Source organism: Cellulosimicrobium sp. NPDC030954 (assembly GCF_055571305.1).
This window is the reverse complement of record NZ_JBVIFN010000009.1, coordinates 146,183-163,788: the sequence shown is the minus strand read 5'-3', so window position 1 is coordinate 163,788 and position 17,606 is coordinate 146,183. Positions and strand designations below refer to the sequence as shown.

22 protein-coding genes are annotated in these 17,606 nt (G+C 74.3%); 5 read left to right on the top strand and 17 right to left on the bottom strand.

Annotated features, from left to right (window positions below; all coding sequences use genetic code 11):
* The 4 genes from ACZ402_RS16815 to ACZ402_RS16800 all read right to left on the bottom strand — a co-directional run.
* Window positions 1-242, bottom strand: a 242-nt coding sequence (locus ACZ402_RS16815) for a transposase (RefSeq protein WP_465285906.1), incomplete at its 3' end; no start/stop codon positions are given.
* Between the two features lie 211 nt (window positions 243-453).
* Window positions 454-888: a hypothetical protein gene (locus ACZ402_RS16810; protein WP_375823957.1), complete on the bottom strand. Its 435-nt coding sequence runs from the start codon at window positions 886-888 to the stop codon at window positions 454-456.
* Window positions 889-1,034: 146 nt separating this feature from the next.
* Window positions 1,035-1,944 (bottom strand): IS5 family transposase gene (locus tag ACZ402_RS16805; RefSeq protein ID WP_375823959.1). Its coding sequence is split into 2 segments (ribosomal slippage): window positions 1,035-1,580 and window positions 1,582-1,944, totalling 909 coding nucleotides; the frame shifts between segments, so codons are not numbered across the junction.
* Between the two features lie 47 nt (window positions 1,945-1,991).
* The gene (locus tag ACZ402_RS16800) at window positions 1,992-2,258 is read right to left on the bottom strand and encodes a DUF805 domain-containing protein (RefSeq protein WP_375823960.1); all 267 of its coding nucleotides are present in this window, start codon (window positions 2,256-2,258) and stop codon (window positions 1,992-1,994) included.
* 92 nt (window positions 2,259-2,350) lie between these two features.
* Here ACZ402_RS16800 and ACZ402_RS16795 point away from each other — a divergent pair, with 92 nt between their 5' ends.
* Complete coding sequence (locus ACZ402_RS16795; protein ID WP_375823961.1) at window positions 2,351-2,629, top strand: type II toxin-antitoxin system Phd/YefM family antitoxin; 279 nt, start codon at window positions 2,351-2,353, stop codon at window positions 2,627-2,629.
* Window positions 2,626-3,027 (top strand): PIN domain-containing protein, encoded by a 402-nt coding sequence (locus ACZ402_RS16790; protein ID WP_375823962.1) that lies wholly within the window; start codon window positions 2,626-2,628, stop codon window positions 3,025-3,027. The genes ACZ402_RS16795 and ACZ402_RS16790 overlap by 4 nt, the downstream gene beginning before the upstream one ends.
* A 1-nt stretch (window position 3,028) precedes the next feature.
* On the opposite strand, the gene hisC is transcribed toward ACZ402_RS16790, so the two are convergent.
* A complete protein-coding gene (gene hisC, locus ACZ402_RS16785) occupies window positions 3,029-4,108 on the bottom strand; it encodes a histidinol-phosphate transaminase (protein WP_375823963.1) in 1,080 nt (359 codons plus the stop codon).
* A gap of 105 nt (window positions 4,109-4,213) precedes the next feature.
* Window positions 4,214-5,287, bottom strand: coding sequence for a hypothetical protein (locus ACZ402_RS16780; protein WP_375823965.1), 1,074 nt, complete (start codon window positions 5,285-5,287; stop codon window positions 4,214-4,216).
* A gap of 158 nt (window positions 5,288-5,445) precedes the next feature.
* Here ACZ402_RS16780 and ACZ402_RS16775 point away from each other — a divergent pair, with 158 nt between their 5' ends.
* The 3 genes from ACZ402_RS16775 to ACZ402_RS16765 are packed head-to-tail and all read left to right on the top strand — an operon-like array spanning window position 5,446 to window position 7,298.
* Window positions 5,446-6,585, top strand: a complete 1,140-nt coding sequence (locus tag ACZ402_RS16775; RefSeq protein ID WP_375823966.1) for a hypothetical protein — start codon at window positions 5,446-5,448, stop codon at window positions 6,583-6,585.
* A complete protein-coding gene (locus tag ACZ402_RS16770) occupies window positions 6,585-6,893 on the top strand; it encodes a PAAR domain-containing protein (RefSeq protein WP_375823967.1) in 309 nt (102 codons plus the stop codon). Before ACZ402_RS16775 ends, ACZ402_RS16770 begins: the two co-directional genes overlap by 1 nt.
* 15 nt (window positions 6,894-6,908) lie before the next feature.
* Complete coding sequence (locus ACZ402_RS16765) at window positions 6,909-7,298, top strand: phage holin family protein (protein ID WP_141389947.1); 390 nt, start codon at window positions 6,909-6,911, stop codon at window positions 7,296-7,298.
* Between the two features lie 6 nt (window positions 7,299-7,304).
* Here the strand turns inward: ACZ402_RS16765 and ACZ402_RS16760 are convergent, their stop codons facing one another.
* The 11 genes from ACZ402_RS16760 to ACZ402_RS16710 all read right to left on the bottom strand — a co-directional run bounded on the left by ACZ402_RS16760 (window position 7,305) and on the right by ACZ402_RS16710 (window position 17,591).
* Complete coding sequence (locus ACZ402_RS16760) at window positions 7,305-7,973, bottom strand: 4'-phosphopantetheinyl transferase family protein (protein ID WP_375823968.1); 669 nt, start codon at window positions 7,971-7,973, stop codon at window positions 7,305-7,307.
* Window positions 7,970-8,434, bottom strand: a complete 465-nt coding sequence (locus ACZ402_RS16755) for a MarR family winged helix-turn-helix transcriptional regulator (RefSeq protein WP_375823969.1) — start codon at window positions 8,432-8,434, stop codon at window positions 7,970-7,972. Before ACZ402_RS16755 ends, ACZ402_RS16760 begins: the two co-directional genes overlap by 4 nt.
* A 44-nt stretch (window positions 8,435-8,478) precedes the next feature.
* Window positions 8,479-9,162 carry an MBL fold metallo-hydrolase gene (locus ACZ402_RS16750; protein WP_375823970.1) on the bottom strand — a complete coding sequence of 228 codons (684 nt, stop codon included), beginning with the start codon at window positions 9,160-9,162 and terminating at the stop codon, window positions 8,479-8,481.
* Complete coding sequence (locus ACZ402_RS16745; RefSeq protein WP_375823971.1) at window positions 9,162-10,232, bottom strand: quinone oxidoreductase family protein; 1,071 nt, start codon at window positions 10,230-10,232, stop codon at window positions 9,162-9,164. The genes ACZ402_RS16750 and ACZ402_RS16745 overlap by 1 nt, the downstream gene beginning before the upstream one ends.
* Window positions 10,233-10,293: 61 nt before the next feature.
* Complete coding sequence (locus ACZ402_RS16740) at window positions 10,294-11,031, bottom strand: HAD family hydrolase (protein ID WP_375823972.1); 738 nt, start codon at window positions 11,029-11,031, stop codon at window positions 10,294-10,296.
* On the bottom strand, window positions 11,024-12,586 hold the full coding sequence (locus tag ACZ402_RS16735; protein WP_375823973.1) for an MFS transporter: 1,563 nt from the start codon (window positions 12,584-12,586) through the stop codon (window positions 11,024-11,026). The genes ACZ402_RS16740 and ACZ402_RS16735 overlap by 8 nt, the downstream gene beginning before the upstream one ends.
* Window positions 12,583-12,882, bottom strand: coding sequence for an acyl carrier protein (locus ACZ402_RS16730; RefSeq protein WP_375823975.1), 300 nt, complete (start codon window positions 12,880-12,882; stop codon window positions 12,583-12,585). The genes ACZ402_RS16735 and ACZ402_RS16730 overlap by 4 nt, the downstream gene beginning before the upstream one ends.
* Window positions 12,879-13,931, bottom strand: coding sequence for a beta-ketoacyl-ACP synthase III (locus ACZ402_RS16725; protein ID WP_375823976.1), 1,053 nt, complete (start codon window positions 13,929-13,931; stop codon window positions 12,879-12,881). Before ACZ402_RS16725 ends, ACZ402_RS16730 begins: the two co-directional genes overlap by 4 nt.
* Window positions 13,928-15,487, bottom strand: coding sequence for an FAD-dependent monooxygenase (locus tag ACZ402_RS16720; RefSeq protein WP_375823977.1), 1,560 nt, complete (start codon window positions 15,485-15,487; stop codon window positions 13,928-13,930). Before ACZ402_RS16720 ends, ACZ402_RS16725 begins: the two co-directional genes overlap by 4 nt.
* Window positions 15,484-16,527: a beta-ketoacyl-[acyl-carrier-protein] synthase family protein gene (locus ACZ402_RS16715; RefSeq protein WP_375823979.1), complete on the bottom strand. Its 1,044-nt coding sequence runs from the start codon at window positions 16,525-16,527 to the stop codon at window positions 15,484-15,486. The genes ACZ402_RS16720 and ACZ402_RS16715 overlap by 4 nt, the downstream gene beginning before the upstream one ends.
* Entirely contained in the window at window positions 16,524-17,591 is a 1,068-nt protein-coding gene (locus tag ACZ402_RS16710) for an AfsA-related hotdog domain-containing protein (RefSeq protein WP_375823981.1), read from the bottom strand. Before ACZ402_RS16710 ends, ACZ402_RS16715 begins: the two co-directional genes overlap by 4 nt.
* Between the last annotated feature and the right edge of the window lie 15 nt (window positions 17,592-17,606).

Below are 17,606 nucleotides of genomic sequence, written 5' to 3'. Positions count from 1 at the left end.
ACGTGGTCCAAGATCTTGTCCCAGGTACCGTCCGCGGTCCACAACCGCAACCGCTCGTGCGCCGTCTTCCATGGGCCGTACTTGGCCGGCACGTCGCGCCACGGCGCCCCGGTGCGCAGCCGCCACAAGATCGCGTTGATCACCTGCCGGTGATCACGCCAGCGCCCACCACGCCCGGTCACGACCGGCAGCAGCGGCTCGATCCGCGCCCACGCCGTGTCAGTCAGCTCACCACGCCCCACACCCACAACCCGGACATTACCGGACACATGCCAAGAACATTCGCAGGACAGGGCCTAGGGCGTGTCTCCCTACTCGAGTTGAGCGGCGCCCCGTTCGATTCCCTCGTGCCGGACCTTGCCGAGTGCGTCGCTAGCGCTGTGATCCGAGGCCTGAATGGGTTGGCGGGGCCAGTAGAGGGCTTGGTGCGACACGGCCCATGGACTCAAGCCTCTACGTCCGGACATCAGTCGGCTCCGGGGCGCCGATGCGCATCGTCACGTGGCTCGCGTACTCGAGTGGCTCTCTGATGACCTGCACTCGTATTTGCCCTCGAGGGACGTCGACGACGCGCTCATTCTCGGCGTCCCCGATCGCGAGGCGCCCTGACGGGCAATTCAGCTGCCCGTCGAACTCCGCCGCGTCATCCAATGGAAAGGGCTCACCGACGACGACCGCCACGGTCACCATCGCCGACGGAAGGGTCACGTCCTCGGGCCAGTCATCCGGGATGTCGATGTCGGCTGCATGTAGCACCGGTACGGCTAGGCAAGACGCTGACGAGGTGATCGCCTCGTCGCCAAGGCCCGTAGGCAGGTCGAAGGACTCCCGTTCGTCGAAAGCCAGGAGGAGGCCCCACCGAAACGGTTGTGTCCACTCGAACTTCATCCCCGAACCGTATCGAAGGTGTCAAAGCCCACTCAGGCAGGCCTGCTGCACTGTCTTTGGTCGGGAGTGATGCTGGCGCGTGCCTCCTCGTGATGGCTGCGCTGGGGCACGACAGCACGCCAAAATAGGTTCGCAGAACCAGTCGCTTAGCTGCGAAGCCAGACAACAATTGCGGCCAGGACGGCTCCGGCGCGGTAGACAACGGCGTGCTTGTCGTATCGGGTTGCCAGGCCCCGCCACTGCTTGAGCAGGTTGAAGGACCGCTCGACCACGTTGCGCCGCTTGTAGGTCTCCCGGTCGAGCTTCGGCGGGCGACCACCCATCGCACCTCGCCGTTTCCGGTTCGCCTGCTGGTCGGACGGTTCGGGGATCACGACTCGGATTCCGCGCCTACGCAGCATCGCCCGGCTCCCGCGTGAGGAGTACGCCTTGTCTGCGAGCACAGCATCGGGGGTTGTCCGCGGTCGACCCGCACCAAGTCGTGGAACCCAGATGTCGGCGAGCACGAGCTCCAACGCTCGTCCATCATGGGACTGCCCCGGAGTCACGACAACCGCCAGCGGGCGGCCTCGCCCGTCGACGGCGTGGTGGATCTTGCTTGTCAGCCCGCCGCGGGACCGACCGATGCCGTGACCAGCAGGTTCACTGTTGACCGCCTCGGTCCCACGGTTCTTGTGATTCGACGTCGCCCCCTGTGTCTTGCTCCGGGCGCCTCGTGTTCGTCGCATGCTGGTGTGCGCGGTTGATCGTGGAGTCCACCGACACGGTCCAGTCGACCTGGCCCGCGGCGTCGGCCTCGGCCATCAGCTGGGACAGGATGCGGTCCCAGGTGCCGTCCTCGGCGAACCTCTTGTGCCGCTTCCACACCGTCTGCCATGGCCCGAACACCTCACGGGGCAGATCGCGCCACGGGATCCCAGTCCGATACCGATAAGCGATGCCCTCAACCACCGTGCGGTGATCCCCGAACGGACGACCGACCTTGCCCGCATTCGACGGCAGCAACGGCTCGATCCGCTCCCACTGCTCATCCGTCAAGGCCTGGAACCGACTCACCGCCGAGATTCTGCCGCGCGCCCGTACTCACCGTTGGGAGACACGCCCTAGCGCGGGTACGCGCCGCCCGCGCGCAGCGCGTCGCGCTCGCGCAGCACGGGCCAGCGCGAGAACGCGAAGACGAGGAACATGACGACGTTGAGGATCGGCACGAGGCCGACGAGGATCCACCAGCCCGAGTAGCCGGCCTTCTGGATGATCCGGATGTAGGCGACGAGGAAGATCACCGCCACGGCGACGTAGACGACCAGCGCGGCGGTGCCGAAGGCCCACCCGTACTCGTCCACGAACTGGTCGTACTCGACGTTGTCCATGCTCGCGAGTGTTCTCGCGCTCGCGACCCGCGGCAACCCGGGCGATCACCGGGGTGTAGACCAACGTCTACATGCGGTCGTAGCCTGGTTGCATGGAGACCGTCGGCACCCGCGAGCTCAAGCAGAACCCCCACGCCGTCATCCGCCGCGTCCTGGACACGGGCCAGGAGATCGAGGTCACGGCGTACGGGAATCCCACCGGTGTCCGACTCGTCCCCGACCGCGGTCGCCGGAGCGCCCGATGGGTCCTCGGGCGCGACCTCGTGGGCATCCCCCCGATGAGTCCGGAGAACGTCGCGGGGTTGGTGAGCCAGATCGAGCACGCACGCGACGACGATCTCGTCCGCGACCCGTGGGAGGACCGGACGTGATCGTCCTGCTCGACACGAACGTCCTCGTCGACCTGGCCCGTCACGCTCTCGATCCGCAGGCCTCGTACGGCGCGAGCATCTTCTCCCGGGCCGAGCTCGAGTTCGGGATCCGCGCCGCGCGCTCCTCCGCGCAGGCAGCCGAGCGCCGTCGGCACCTCAACGACCTGGACGACCGGTTCGACTGGATCGACTTCGACCTCGACTGCACGCGGTCCTACGGCCTGCTCGCAGCACACGCCAAGGGCCGCGTCACAGGCTCTCGGGTGCGTGGCAAGGACGCCCTCATCGCCGCGCAGGCGCACCGGCACGGCGCCGCGGTGATGACCGCGAACCGGGACGACTTCCGCCCGTTCGAGGAGCTCGTCCAGGTCCTCTCGCCTGACCGGGCGAAGAGCTGACCTACAACCAGGTGGCGCTCACGCGCAGGAACAGGTCCGTCGCCTCCGGCTCGCCGACGCTCACGCGCAGCCCCTCGCCCGCGAACGGGCGCACGATCGCCCCGGCGGCGCGCGCCTCCTCGGCGCGCTGCATGGTCCGCTCGCCCAGGTCGAACCAGACGAAGTTCGCCTGCGACTCCGGCAGCGCCCAGCCCTGGTCGCGCAGGCCCTCGACGAGGCGCGCGCGGTCGGCGACGAGGTGCTCGACCCGCTGCAGCAGCTCGTCGCGCGCCGCGAGCGACGCGATGGCCGCGCGCTGCGCGACGTGGGAGACGCCGAACGGCGTCGACACCGCGCGGATCCCCGCCGCGAGCCGCGGGCGCGCGACGGCGTAGCCCACGCGCAGTCCCGCCAGGCCGTACGCCTTGGAGAACGTGCGCAGCAGCACGACGTTCGGGTGCTGCGCGTACACCGCGAGGCCGTCGGGGACCTCGGGGTCCCGCACGAACTCGAGGTACGCCTCGTCGAGCACGACCAGCACGTCCGACGGCACCGCCGCGAGGAACGTGTCGAGCTCGTCGCGGTGCACGACCGGGCCGGTGGGGTTGTTGGGCGTGCACACCATCACGACGCGCGTGCGCCCGGTGATCGCCGCGGCCATCGCGGGCAGGTCGAGGCGGCCGGCGTCCGCCCCCGTCCGCAGCGGCACCTGGACCGACGTGCCGCCCGCGACCGCGACCGCGATCGGGTAGGCCTCGAACGAGCGCCACGGGTACACGACCTCGTCGCCCGGCTCGACGACCGTCTGCAGCACGTGCGCCAGCACCGCGACCGAGCCGTTGCCCACGACGACCTCGTCCGCGCCGACGCCCAGGTCGGCCGCGAGCGCCTCGGTGAGCTCGGTCGCGTACATGTCCGGGTAGCGGTTCACGTCCGCGGCGGCGTCGGCGATCGCGGCGACGACCGACGGCAGCGGCGGGTACGGGTTCTCGTTGGAGGAGAGCTTGAACGCCGCCGCGCCCGGGGCGACGCGGGCCCCGGGGACGTAGGCCGGCAGCGCGGCGACGGCGGGACGCAGGGGGACGCGGGGTTCGTGGGCCACGGTCCTCAAGCATGCCAGCAACCGGGACCGGCGGGCACAGCGGGTGAACCGGCCGGACAAAGCGCCCGTGTGCGACAACCGGCGCGCCGCCCGCGGGCGACGTTCCTATGATCGGACGACCCCTTCGCTGCAGAGAGGTTCGCGAGCCCGGTGAGCGCCCACGACGAGGTCCCGGCCCCCGACGCCCCTGTGCCCGGGGTGTGGGGCATGGAGCGCCCGCGCCTCGTCCGTCCTCTCGGCACCGCGCCCCGCGCCCTCGTCGTGGCTCCCCAGGGGTACGGCAAGACGACGCTGCTCGCGCAGCTCGCCCGGGGCCAGGCGCGCGACCACGGGCGCGACGTGGTCTGGGTCCGGGCCGAGCGCTACCCGCACGGGACGGTCCAGGTCCGCGTGCGGGGCCCCGTCCCGGCGGCGGCCGGCGGGCGGCGCCCCACGGACCTCCGCGACGTCTCCGACCTCGCGCGCGCCGGGACCCGCCCGCTCCTCGTCGTGGTCGACGACGCGCACGAGCTCGTCGGGACGCCGCTCGAGACGGAGCTGGAGCACCTCCTCGCGAGCGCCTCCGACCGGGTCTGGGCCGGAGTCGTCGGTCCGGCCCGCGCCGCCGAGCCAACGGACCGTGCCGTCGCCGCCGACCACCGCGTCCGCCACGGCGCGGTGCCCCGTGCGCTGCGTGAACCGCAGCACCGCCCCGCCCGGTCCCGGCCCGGCCGTCGGGCTCGGCTCGGGCGAGGGGCCGGGCTCGCCGTCCGGTGCCGGCTCGGTCACCGTCACCCAGTCCGGGTGCGACGCGCCCCCGTCCGCCGGCACCCGCCACACGCCGGCGAGCCCGGTGCCGTGGACCTCCCGGTCCGGGTACCCGTCGCCGTCGTCGTCCACCTGCTCGACCCACACCCGCACGAAGGCGACCCACAACGCGGGCAGGCCGGTGCCGCCGTCCCGCGCGGTGAACGCGACCAGCAGGCCGACGCCGCCCCCGTCGAGCTCGACCTGGCGCACGCTCGCCTCGCCCACGACGGGCCCGGGCAGGTCGGCGCCCACCTCCACGACCTCGGACACGACCGAGTAGCCCCACCCCCACGCGTCCGGCAGCGCGAACGTCGCGAGCGAGCCCGCCGGGTCGTACCGGGTGGTCGTGAAGAGCACCCTCGTGCGGGCGTACGGCGTGTCGGCCAGCACTGGCTGCGTGTCGGCCCCCGGGTCGTCGGTCAGGCGCACGACGTCGGGCGCCGGCGCCGTCGGCCCGGTCGGGGCGGGCTCGGCGAGGGCACGTCGGTCAGGCGCACGGGGTAGATGTCGCCGAGCGGGTCGTCGCGGGTGCTCGAGAAGAACAGGCCGTGACGTTCCGCCCGCCGCGCACCGCCGACGTCCCCGCCGGGCAGCTCGACTTCGGCATCCGGGTCGTCCCGCTCGAGCACCCCGACGAGGCGGTCGTCCCCGAGGGCGTGGTCGAGGTCCTGCCCTTCCTCGACACGACGGCGGAGCTCGTCCCGCGCACCACGCACGGCCGTCGGTCCGGTCGGCACCAGGTCGCGGTGGACAACCGCGGGAACGCTCCCGTGACGGTGCTGCTCGCGTGCGCCGACGGGACCGACGAGCTCACGTTCCGCGTCCCCGAGCCCCACCTCGTGGTCGACCCGGGCACCGCGCGGTTCTCCACCGTCCGCGTGCGGCCGCACCGCACGTTCTGGCGCGGCCCGGACAAGACGCTCCCGTTCGTGGTCCAGGTCGCGGCCGACAACACCGTGCCCGTCACGCTCGACGGCGCGTTCGTGCAGACGGCGCTCCTGCCGAAGTGGTTCCTCAAGGCGCTGCTGGCCCTCCTCGCGCTGCTCGCCGTCCTCGCCGTGCTGTGGTTCACGCTGCTCAAGCCGGCCATCACCTCGGCCGCCCAGGCGGCGGTGCGCGACGACCTCTCCGAGGCGCAGGAGGCGGCCGAGGCCGCCCAGCAGGCGGCGCAGCAGGCGTCGGGTGCGGCGCAGCAGGCCGCCGGCGCGGCGTCCGACGCGAAGGTCGCCGCGACCGAGGCCGGCACGACCCTCGCCGACACCGAGGAGGCGGTCGCGGCGTTCGTCCCGCCGTCCGGCACGTCGGTCCCCGTCCGGCAACGGCTCGACGCGCAGCCCGCCGCGGGAGAGACCGAGACCGTCACGTTCGAGGTCCCCGAGGGCGCGACGCTGACGATCGACGACGTGATCCTCAGCAACCCGCAGGGCGACTTCGGCCGCCTCACGATCGCGCAGGACGACGACCCGTTCCTCGACTTCGCGCTCGAGAACTTCCGCGACCTCGACTACCACTTCCAGTCCCCGATCACGCTCGACGGAGGGTCCGAGCTCACGCTCGAGGTCACGTGCCGCCAGCCGGGCGCGCCGCTCGGCGAGGACCCGGCCCCCACGGCCTGCGACACGTCCATGTACTTCGGCGGCACGATGTTCACCCCCGACGAGGCCGCCGAGCCGGCCGCCGCCCCCTGATGCCGACCGGACCCGCGGCGTGCGCCGGCGACCAGGTCGTCTGCCCGCTGTCCGACGGACCCAAGCCGCACGTCGGCGGCCCGGTGACGCCCGCCGCCTGCGTGCCGACCGTGCTCGTCGGCGGGCGCCCGGCGGCGGTCGCCAACGGGACCGGCGTGGTGTGCGCGTCGCCCGCGCCCAACGGCATCGCGGTCGGCAGCGCGACCGTGCTGCTCGGCGGCCTCCCCGCCGCCCGCGTCGGCGACACGACCGTCCACGGCGGGAACGTCGTCGGACCGGGATGTCCCACGGTGATCGTCGGCGGTTGATGGTTGGATGGCGGCATGAGCTTCGTCGTCCGCGTCCTCGTCACCGGTCTCGCGATCTGGCTCACGAGCCTGTTCATCGACGAGCACTTCCAGATCGTCGGCTCCGACACCGCCGGCGGGCAGGTCGTCATCATCCTCGTGGTGGCGCTGCTCTACTCGCTGGTGAACGCCGTCATCAAGCCGATCGTCCAGATCCTGTCCATCCCCCTCTACATCCTCACGCTGGGGCTGTTCTCGCTCGTCGTCAACGCGCTCATGCTCATGCTCACCGCGTGGATCACGGAGCAGACGGACTGGGGCATCCGCATCGTCGGCGGGTTCTGGTGGGCCCTGCTCGCGGCCCTCATCATCGGGCTTATCAACTTCGCCGTCTCGGCCGTCGTGCCCAAGGCCCAGGACCGCTGACCGGCGTCACCCCTGCACGCCGGGCGCGAGCGCGACGGCGAGCGCGTACCCGCCGACCCACGTCGACGTCACGGTCGGCGACCCCTGCGGGGCCGTCGCGACCTCCGTCGGCCCGCTCGCGTCGCGCGCCGAGCGCGACGGCCCGAGGCGCGACGTGTCCAGGCGCGTCACGGCCTCGTCGATCCCGGTCCCCGTGAGCTTGACGTACGCCTCCTTGCGGGCCCACATCTCCGCGAAGCGTGCCGCCGCGTCGTCCGGCGCGCCGCCGACGAGCCGGGTCTCGCGCTCGTGCAGCACCCTCCCGCTCAGGCCGGCCACGTCCCAGCGCGGCTCCACCCGCTGGACGTCGACGCCGACGCGCAGCCCGGCGCCCACGACCGCGACGACCAGGTCGCCCGAGTGGGAGACCGACAGGTCCACTCCCGCGGCCGCCACCTCCGGTCGGCCCCGGTCACGCCGCACCTCGGCCTGCCGGTGGTCGGGCACGTACGTCCTGAGCAGCTCGCGGACGAGGACGAGCGCGGTCGCGCTCCGCGCGCGCCGGACCGGGGCGAGCGTCTCGAGGTGGGCGCGGTCCCCGTCGCCGAGCACGGCGAACCGCCGGGAACCCGCGCCGAGCACGGTGCTCGACCTGATCCACGCGGTCGCCCGCGGACGACCGCGGACCCGGCTCACGCGGAGGCGTCCCGCACGTCCGGCGCCTCGTCGATCGCCGCCATGACCCGGTCGAGGAGCGACTTGAGCTGCGCGGCCTCGTCCGCCGTCACCGCGTCGAGCATCCGGTCCTCGATCGCCCGCGCGGCGAGGTCCGCCTCGTCGACGACCCGGCGGCCCGCCTCCGTCAACCGGGTCTCCAGGACCTTCTGGTGGAACAGGGACGCCGTCCGCTCGACCAGGCCCTTGCCCTCCAGGTTGCCGAGGATGGTCGCCATGGTCTGCGGGCTCACGAGGCTCGCACGAGCGAGCTGCGCGGCCGACGCCGCCGGGACGTACCGCAGGTAGAGCAGCGTCGCGTACTGGGGGACCGTGATGTCGAAGGGCTTCAGGGCTCGCGCCTTCGTGGCCATCAGGAGCTGCTCTGCTCGCTTGATGCGGGTGCCGATCCGACGATCGAGCTCGTCGTCTAGTGGGTTCATGCAGGGACCGCGTCTCAGATATTGGGAAACTTCTCGTCAGGCTATCACAGCGTTCTGTCGTCTATATGCCCATTGTCACTGCCGTCCCTCAGGGGCACGCACCGGCCGTGCCCGGGGAGGACCGCGCGGGCGCCACGGAGCACGACCGCGAGCGCCGCGAGCGACCGCTCGTGGTCCCGCACGTCGCCGAGCGGCGGGAACACGGGCCCCGGACCGCTCTCGAGGACCGTGTCGCCGGTCGCCACGACCACGGGGCCGCGGCCGATCCCGAAGCACACCGACCCGGGCGTGTGCCCGGGGGTGTGGTGGACGGAGACCGGGACGCCCGCCAGCTCGAGCCCGTCCGGCGGGACGTCCCGGCAGTCGTCGGGCACCCGGCGGGGATGCCCGTCGAGGAGGGCGCCCGGGAAGTGCGCCGCGAGGGCCGCCTCGGGTCGCTCCAGGTACGGCCGGTCGAGCGGATGGACGTAGACGGGAGCCGGGCGCGCCAGCGTGACGGCGCGGGCGTCCCAGGTGTGGTCCATGTGCCCGTGCGTCACGAGCACCGCGGCGAGCTCGCGCCCGGTGGCCGAGAGGCGGTCCTCGACCCACCCCGCGGCGCCCTGGCCGGGGTCGACGAGGATCGACGCCGCACCGTCGAGCGGATGGACGAGGTAGCAGCTCGTCGCGAAGTGCTCCCCGAACACCTCGCGCTCGACCACGAGCCCGCCGACGTGGAGGACGTCCATCAGGCCGGCACGCCCCCGAGGTCGAGGACGATCTTGCCGGTCGTCTCGCGGCCCTCCAGACGACGGTGCGCCTCGGCGACGTCCTCGAGCCGGAGGACGACGGGCTCGACCGGGACCGTCCCGTCGGCGACGGAACGGAGCGCGGCCCCCATGTGGTCGGCCAGCGGCACGGAGCTCCCGAACGCGACCGCGCCGAGGTTGTAGCCCACGAAGGCGGCTCCCGAGAACCAGACGTCGTCGAGCGCGACGCTCGTGTCCGCCCGGGCCGCGTCACCGAAGACGACGTAGCGGCCGAGCACCGCGACCCGGGAGACGAGCGCGGCCCGCGCCGGGCCTCCCACCGCGTCGAACACGACGTCGAACGACTCGCCGGACGCGAGCAGCTCGTCGTACGTCCACCGCTCGGCGAAGACGTCGGTCGGCAGGGCCGCGCGCTTGTCCGCGCTGCCCACGACCCCGACGACCTGCGCCCCTGCCGCCGCGCAGAGCGCCGCGACCGCCGAGCCGACGCCCCCGGCGGCGGCGAGGACCACGACGCGCTCGCCCGCGACCGGGCGGCCCGCGAGCCGGACCGCGCCCCACGCGGTCGTCACGTTGCACACCGCGCCCGCCGCGACCGCGGACGACAGGCCCGCGAGCGGGCCGTCGAGGACGACGACGTGGCGCGCCTCCGCCACCGCCAGCTCGGCGCCGCCACCGCCCGCGAGCGTGAGCGCCGCGACCCGGTCGCCCGGCACCACCGAGGTCACCTCGGCGCCGACCTCGAGGACGGTCCCGGCCACCTCGAGGCCGGGGACGTGCGGGAGACCGACGCCGATCTGCCCGCGCCGGAACATCACCTCCGCGAAGTTCACGCCCGCGTGGGACACCTGGATCAGGACCTGGTCCGGGGACGGCGTCGGGACGGGCACCTCCGCGACCCGGAGGACCTCCGGTCCGCCGTGCTCGTGGAACACCGCCGCCCGCATCGTCCGGGGGGCCGGTCCCCCGACGGCACCACCGGGTCGGGGTGCCGCCGGGCGGCTCGTGGTCGTCGTGGCGTCGGTCGTGGTCGTCGTGGCGTCGGTCATGGTCGTCCTCCGGTCTCGGGATGCTGGGGTGCGGGGTCGGGGCCCCACGCGTCGTCGTCGATCAGATCCAGCCACGGCGGCGGGCCTCCTCGCGGAGGGAGGGGTCGTCCCCGACGGGGCGCGGCCTGCCGACCGCGGCGAGCATGGGGACGTCCGTGACGTGGTCGCCGTACGCCGAGCAGGCGGACGTGTCCAGCCCGCGGGCCGCGGCGAAGGCCCGGACGGCCTCCGCCTTCCCGGCGCCGATCATGGGCGTCCCGATCTCCCCCGTGAGCACGCCGCCCTCGCTCGCGGGCTCCGTGCACAGGACGGCGTCGGCGCCCAGGTGGTCCGCGACGGGTCGCAGGGGGGCCGGGAAGGACCCCGAGACCAGCACGACGAGGTCGCCTGCGCGCGCGTGCGCCGCCAACGCCGCGCAGGCGTCCGGGAGGAAGAGGCCCGGCCGGTCGACGACCGAGGCCCACCACCTCCGCCCCTCGGCGAGCAGGTCGTCGGCGCGCCGGCCGCGCCACAGCCGGTAGTAGCGGCGGTTGACCTCCTCGCGCGGGAGCCCCGTCGGCAGCGACCCGACGAACCCGTCCCAGCGCCCGCCGTCGGCGGGCATCGCGTGGTCCAGGAACGCGGCCATCGTCTTCATCCCGACGAGCGTCTCGTCGACGTCGAAGAAGGCGGCGCGACGCGGCCCCCCGGCAGCCACCCCGGCGCGGCGCTCCTGCGCCGGGCCGGGGGACGGGGCCGGGGCCGGGGCCGGGGCCGGGGCCGGGGCCGGGGCCGGGGCCAAGCGTGCGGCGTCAGGCACGCGCACCGTCCGGCTGGAGCTCCTCGGCAGGCTCGTCCGACGCCGCGCCGGGCGTCGCGGGGCGCCGCAGGAGGATCGCCATGGCGGGCGCCATGGCCAGGCACACCACGCCGAGGACGACGAGCACGAGGTGCATCGCGGTCGTGTACGCGCCGAGGCTCGTCGCCACGAGCTCGGCCGCGTCAGGTGCCGGGACGCTCTCCGCCGTCGCCGCGAGCCCGCCCTCGGCGATCCGGTTGGCCAGCTCGCCCGAGGTGCCGTCCCAGCCCGGCACCGTCGTCGGGAGGGTCGAGCGCAGGAACCCGACGATCATCGACCCGACGACCGCGATCGCCACGACCTCCCCCGCGATGCGCGTCGTGTTGAACATCCCCACTGCCATGCCCGCCCGTGCGGGCGGCACCGAGGTCGCGGCGGCGGCGTCGAGGATCCCGTTCGAGATGCCGAACCCGATGCCGATCGTCAGCATCGGCAGCGCGATCTCCAGGAGCGAGCTCTCCGGCGTCATGACGGTGAGCCAGAGGCAGCCGCCGCCCACGAGGACCATGCACAGCACCAGCAGGGCACGGGCCGAGGCCCCGCGCGCCACGAGCGCACCCGCCACCGCGGGCATGACGAGCGTCCCGACCGTCAGGGCCAGCATCGAGAGCCCCGCCGTCCAGGCCGACATCCCGTAGACCGTCATGAAGTAGGTCGGGAGGAAGACGAGGAGCGTGACGAAGCCGAACGCCAGCGCGACCGGGGCCGCGCACACCGCGAGGTACGCCCGCTGGCGGAGCAGCGCGAGGTCGAACATCGGCCGTTCCTGCCGCGACTCCACGACCCCGAACGCCACGATGCCGAGCACCGTGACCGCGTACATCCCGAGGACGGCCGGGTGGGTCCACCCGAGCTGCGGCCCCTCGACGAGCGCGAGGATGAAGGCGAACAGCGCCACCACGAACGTCGTGGTCCCGGCCCAGTCGACGGACGGCCGGTCGTCGGCGGGCGCGACGGGCATCGAGCGCGCGCACAGCACGGCCGCGAGCGCGATGACGACCTGGGTGCCGAAGAACCAGCGCCACCCGAACGCGCTCGTCAGACCACCCGCCAGGAGGGGCCCGAACGCGAGGCCGATGCCGAAGCTCGTCCCGAAGAGGCCGAAGGCCCGCGCGCCGGCGGCACCGGAGTACGTCTGGGCGAGCGACGCGGCGGCGCTCGTCATGACCGCCGCGGCGGCGATCCCCGTGACGGCCCGGACGAGGTCGAGCAGCACGAGCGACTGGCTGAGGCTCGCGAGCAGCGCGCACGCGGCGTAGACGAGCGCCCCGGAGACGAAGACGCGCCGCCGGCCGAAGATGTCCGACAGGCAGCCCATCGCGAGCATGAAGCTCGCGAACGTCAGGTCGTAGGCGTGCACGACCCACTGGAGCGGCCCGATCCCTCCGGGCAGGTCCTCGGCGATCGCGGGGAGCGCGACGCCCGCGCCCGTGATCGACGTCGGGAGCAGCACGGCCGCGAGACAGGCGGCGACGAGCACGCCGGGACGGTCCTTGATCGCGGTCACGGCGTTCACGCGACGGCCTCCTCGCGCGCGGCGAGCAGGCCGGCGACGACGACCGCGGCCGACGTGACGGTGTCCTGCGGGGTGATCCGGCCCAGCTCGACGCGGACGCCCAGCTCCTTCTGGATCCCGAGGATCAGCTCGACGATGACGATCGAGTCGATGTCGAGCGCCTCGAGGCTCTCGTCGGGGCGGACGGAGCCCGGGTCGGTGCCGAGGATCGCGCCCAGGAGGGTCGTGACGACCCGGACGACCTCCTCCTGGCCGACGAGGGGCGCCGCGGGCGCCGGGGTGTGCACAGGATTCATGACGGTACTCCCATGGTGGTCGGTGACGTTGCGGGACGTGACGGCTCGTGGTCGCCCGCGGCGGGCGCGAGCGCGGGCCAGGTGAGCGCGACCGCTCCCCAGGTGATCCCGCCGCCGAACGCCGGCAGGACGACCTTGTGGCCCTCGAGGAGCTGACCCGCGTCGAGCCCGTGACGCAGCGCCAGCGGGATCGAGGCGGCGGAGGTGTTGCCGACGGTGTCGATGTTCGACACGAGCGAGGTCGCCGGGAGGTCGAGGCGCCGCGCGAGCGCCAGGAGGATCCGGGCGTTGGCCTGGTGCGCGACCACCCGGTCGATCTCGGCGACCTCCCAGCCCGCCTTGCGGGCGACGGCCCGGACCGACTCCTCCATGCGCAGCACGGCGTCGAGGAAGACGGCGCTCCCGTCCATGCGGAAGTAGGGGTCGAGGCGCTCGGGGACCGCCCGGTCGCGCGAGCCTCCCCCCGGGACGGCGATCAGGTCGCGCTTGGCGCCGTCCGACCCGAGGTCGGTCGCCAGGACGGCACCGGGTGCGTCGCGCTCGCCCGCACGGAGCACGACGGCGCCCGCCCCGTCCCCGAAGATGGCCGCGGTCGTGCGGTCCTCGGGGTCGAGGAGGTGGGTGAACGTCTCGGCCCCGATCACGAGCGCCGAGTCGTAGCGCCCGCACTCGACGAGCCCGGACGCGACGTCGAGCGCGTACACGAAGCCGCTGCAGACGGCGGAGACGTCGAACGCGGTCACGCCGTCGAGCCCGAGCCGGGCCGCGACGTACGGGGCCGTCGACGGGCACACGTTGTCCGGCGTGGTCGTCGCGAGCACCACCAGGTCGACGTGGCTCAGGCCGGCGGACGCGAGCGCGTGCCGCGCCGCCTCGTGGGCCAGGTCGCTCGTGGTGGTCCCCGGGGACGCGACGTGCCGGCTCGCGATGCCGGTCCGCGACCGGATCCACTCGTCGGTCGTCTCCAGGCGCGCGGCGAGCATCTCGTTCGTCACGACGTCGGGCGGCAGGTAGCCGCCGACACCGACGACTCGGGCGGCGCGGTTCATCGGAGGATCCGTTCTCTCGTGCGGGGCGGGCGCGCGGTCGCGCGCGCCGTCGCCTCGGTCGGGGAGTCGCCGGCGGTCGGGTGCACCGCGGCGACGTGGCCGTCGGGCCGGACGACGAAGACCCGGGACCGGCGACCGAGGCGTCGCGCGACGTCCCGCGCCACCCGGCGGGGATCGAGCACGACGACGCTCGTCCCGGGCCCGTGGCGTGCCCGCAGTCGCGCACCGACGTCCGCCGCCCCGAGGTCCACCCCGACGGCGCGCCGCCCGGGCCACACGACGAGGGTGCTCGAACCGGTCGCGAGCACGGGGAACCCGTGGTCGCCGGGCGCGAAGGACCCCGGGAAGCGGTCCCCGACCCGGACGGCACGGGACCGTCGGCGCCCGGCGTCTCCGTAGCGCGTGTCCAGCTGGCACAACCGCGGCCCGAGCGACCGGTCGAGGAGCCCCATCAGGCCCGCTCCGCGGGCCAGCCGGTCCCGCACCCACCGGGACGCGGGCGACCGGAGGAGGCCGACCCTCGTGAGCGTCGCGGTGAGGCGCGCGACCCGCCGCGCGTCACCGAGCCGCTCGGCCTCGTACTCCTCGAGCAGGTCTGCGGCACGCCGAGCGCTCGCGGACCGCGCGGCGGCGAGGCGCCACGCCACCGCGACCGCGTCCTGGATCCCGGTGTTCATCCCCTGCCCGCCGGCCGGGCTCATGATGTGGCCCGCGTCCCCCGCCAGCAGCACGCGACCGTGACGCAGGCGGGCGGCGGTGCGGAACCGCACGGTGAAGGTCGCGGACCAGTCGGGCGTCCCGACGACGGCGGGAAGGCCGGTGCGTCGGGCCAGCGCGTCGTCGAACAGCTCGCGCGACGGCTCCGCCGGGGTGTCCGGAGGGACGCCGATCGCGACGCGGAAGACGGACCCGCCGAGCGGGACGAGCCCGAGCGCGCCCGCGGCGCCGTAGTGGTAGGCGAGAGCGTCCGTCGGGACGGGGCCCTCGATCTCGACGTCCGTGATGGCGAACGTCACCGGCGGGTTGTCGTCCTCGAACGGGATGCCGAGGCGCCCGCGCGTCGGGCTGTGCGCGCCGTCGCACGCGACGAGCCACGCTGCCTCGATCGACTCCTGGGTCCCGTCGGCCCGGACGACCCTGGAGACGGTGCGCCGGTCGTCCTGCTCGACCGACTCGTGCGACACCCCTCGCTCCACCACGACGCCGCGCGTCGCGAGCGCCGTCTCGAGCACCTCCTCCGTCACCGGCTGCGGGACGATCAGACCGTACGGGTGCGGGGTGTCGCGGAGCGCCGCCAGGGAGACCCGGCCGATCTCGCGGCGGCCGTTCCCGAACGTGACGTGGTCGATCCGGTGCCCCCGCCGCAGCAGCTCGGCGGTGATCCCGGCGCGGTCGAGGAGCTCGAGCTGGCGGGGCCACAGGGTCGTGGCCTTCGACCGTGTCGACCGGCTCGTCGCACGGTCCACCACGCGGACGGTGAGCCCGTGGTCGCGCAGCTCGACCGCCGTGAGCAGCCCGACCGGGCCGGCTCCGACGACGAGGACGTCGAGCGTCATGACAGCTCCTCTCTCGCGGGCAGGTGCTCGACGAGGCACGCGCTCACCGTGAAGCCCGCTCCCGCGGTGACGTAGAGGCGCAGCCGCCGGTCGTGCCCGGACTCGCGGTCGGCGTCGGCGATGCCGGCGGCGAGGTCGCCCGCGCCGAGGTGGCCCGTCGTCGCGACGTCGTGGACCGTCCTCGCGGGGAGGATCTCGGCGAGCACCGGCGCGTACAGGTCGGCGACGACTCCCGCGCCGACGCGTGGCAGCACGACGGCGTCGACCTCGTCGGGCTTCGTCCCCGTCTCCTCGAGGACCCGCGGCACGACGGACCGGAGGGCGCGACCGAACCCGTCCTGGAGCGCGGTGGAACCGTGGCGCTCCAGGTAGGCCTTCTTGGTCGCCCGCACGTCGATCGGTCGGTCGGCGTCCGGGCGTGCCCCGAACCCTCCGACCCGCCGGTGCATCGACTCGAGGCCGGGCAGCGACGCGCCCACGACGCCGTGGACGAGCGCCCGGGGGTCGACGGCGTCCGCGGCGCGCGCGAGGACGCAGGCGGTCCCGCCGTCTCCGTACAGCACCCCGTAGTCCCCCGACCACCGGTCGAACCACGCGTCGTCGAAGCGGTCCGCCGTCGTGACGAGGGCGAGGGCGACGCCCGGGTCGGTCGCGATCCGCGTCGCGGCCACCTGGAGGGCCGCCACGCCGCCGTGGCACATCTGCTGGACCCCCAGGCACTCGGCGTGGTGCGCACCGAGCGTGTCGGCGAGGTAGTGGGTCGGGGACCAGAAGTCGTGCCCCTGGTAGTGCGTCCACGCGTGCACCACGAGGTCCACGTCCGCGGTGGACCGCCGCGCTTCCCGGAGCGCTCGTCGGGCCGCGTCGACGGCGAGCTCGGGTGCCGCGCGCGTCGGCTCCACCGGGAGCGCGACGACGCCCGCGGCGTCGGCGTCGGCCCGCGAGATCGCGCCGGACGCCACCGCGTCGTCCGCCAGCACCCGGGTCGTCGGGAGCTCGGTGGTCGCCGCGAGCACGGCCACGGGCGGGTCGAGCCTCATGCTCCGGCCACCATGCGGAGCTCGGCGAGCTCGGTGCCGGCGGCCTGGTCGAGCACCCGGACGACCGAGCGCCCGGTCCCCACGGCGGTGAGCCGCAGCTCCGCCACGGCGTCGAGCTCGACGAACGCGAGGAACCGTGCCGCGAGGCTCAGCGCACCGGGCGCCGGGGGCACGTCGTGGCCGGCCAGCGCCCGGTGGACGACCAGCTGGCGCACGGCCTCGACGAGCACCATGGCGGGCACGTGGTCCTGAGGGTGGTCGAACATGCTCGCGTTCGCGAACGCGGGCTCCAGCCTCGCCGTCGAGCCGTCCGCACCGTGGCGCGGGTCTGCGACGACGACGTTCTCCGCCCGGGAGCGCGCCACGGCGACCGCGTCCACGAGGCCCTGCCGGGGCGCGGCCGCTCGGCCGAGCTCGGCGGCCCCGCCCCGCGTGCTCCGCGGCCCCCGGAGGTAGGCGTAGCCCTCGTCGGTGAGCACCGCGACCGCCAGCTCGACGGTGCCGAGGCGGGTGGGCAACTCGCCGGGACGCGCGTGCCGGACGTCGGCGGTGACGCGCACGGAGCGGAGCGCGCCGCGGACCCGGACGACGTCCCGGAGCGTCAGCACCGCGTGGACGACGCCGTCGGACGAGGAGGCGACGGCCAGCGGCCGCACCAGGTCCACGAGCAGGTCCCGCACGACGAACCGGTCGGTGTCCCCGACACCCAGGTGCCCGTGGGAGACCGCCTCCGCGGCCTGCCGGACCGCCTCGACGAGGAGGACCGGGTCGACGACCGGGTCGGGGTGGTCGCCGTAGTACGTGTGCGCGCGGGGGACGTGGACGGCGACGACGAACCGGGCGCCCTCCGCCCGGGGGTCGGCGGTCGCGTCGTCCGGGTGGGGCACGACGTCCGTGAGGAGGACCTCGGCCACCGCGTCCCGGTGGACGAGGCGTCGGTCGACCGTGCGGCTGGTGCCCAGGAGCGCGGGCAGGTCGCTCTCGGTGGGCGACGCCCCGGCGGCCGGAGGCGGGCCGGTGTCGTGCGGCGTCCCGTCGACGACGCGGGCGGGGCTCGGGTTCATGCGCTTCTCCTCGTC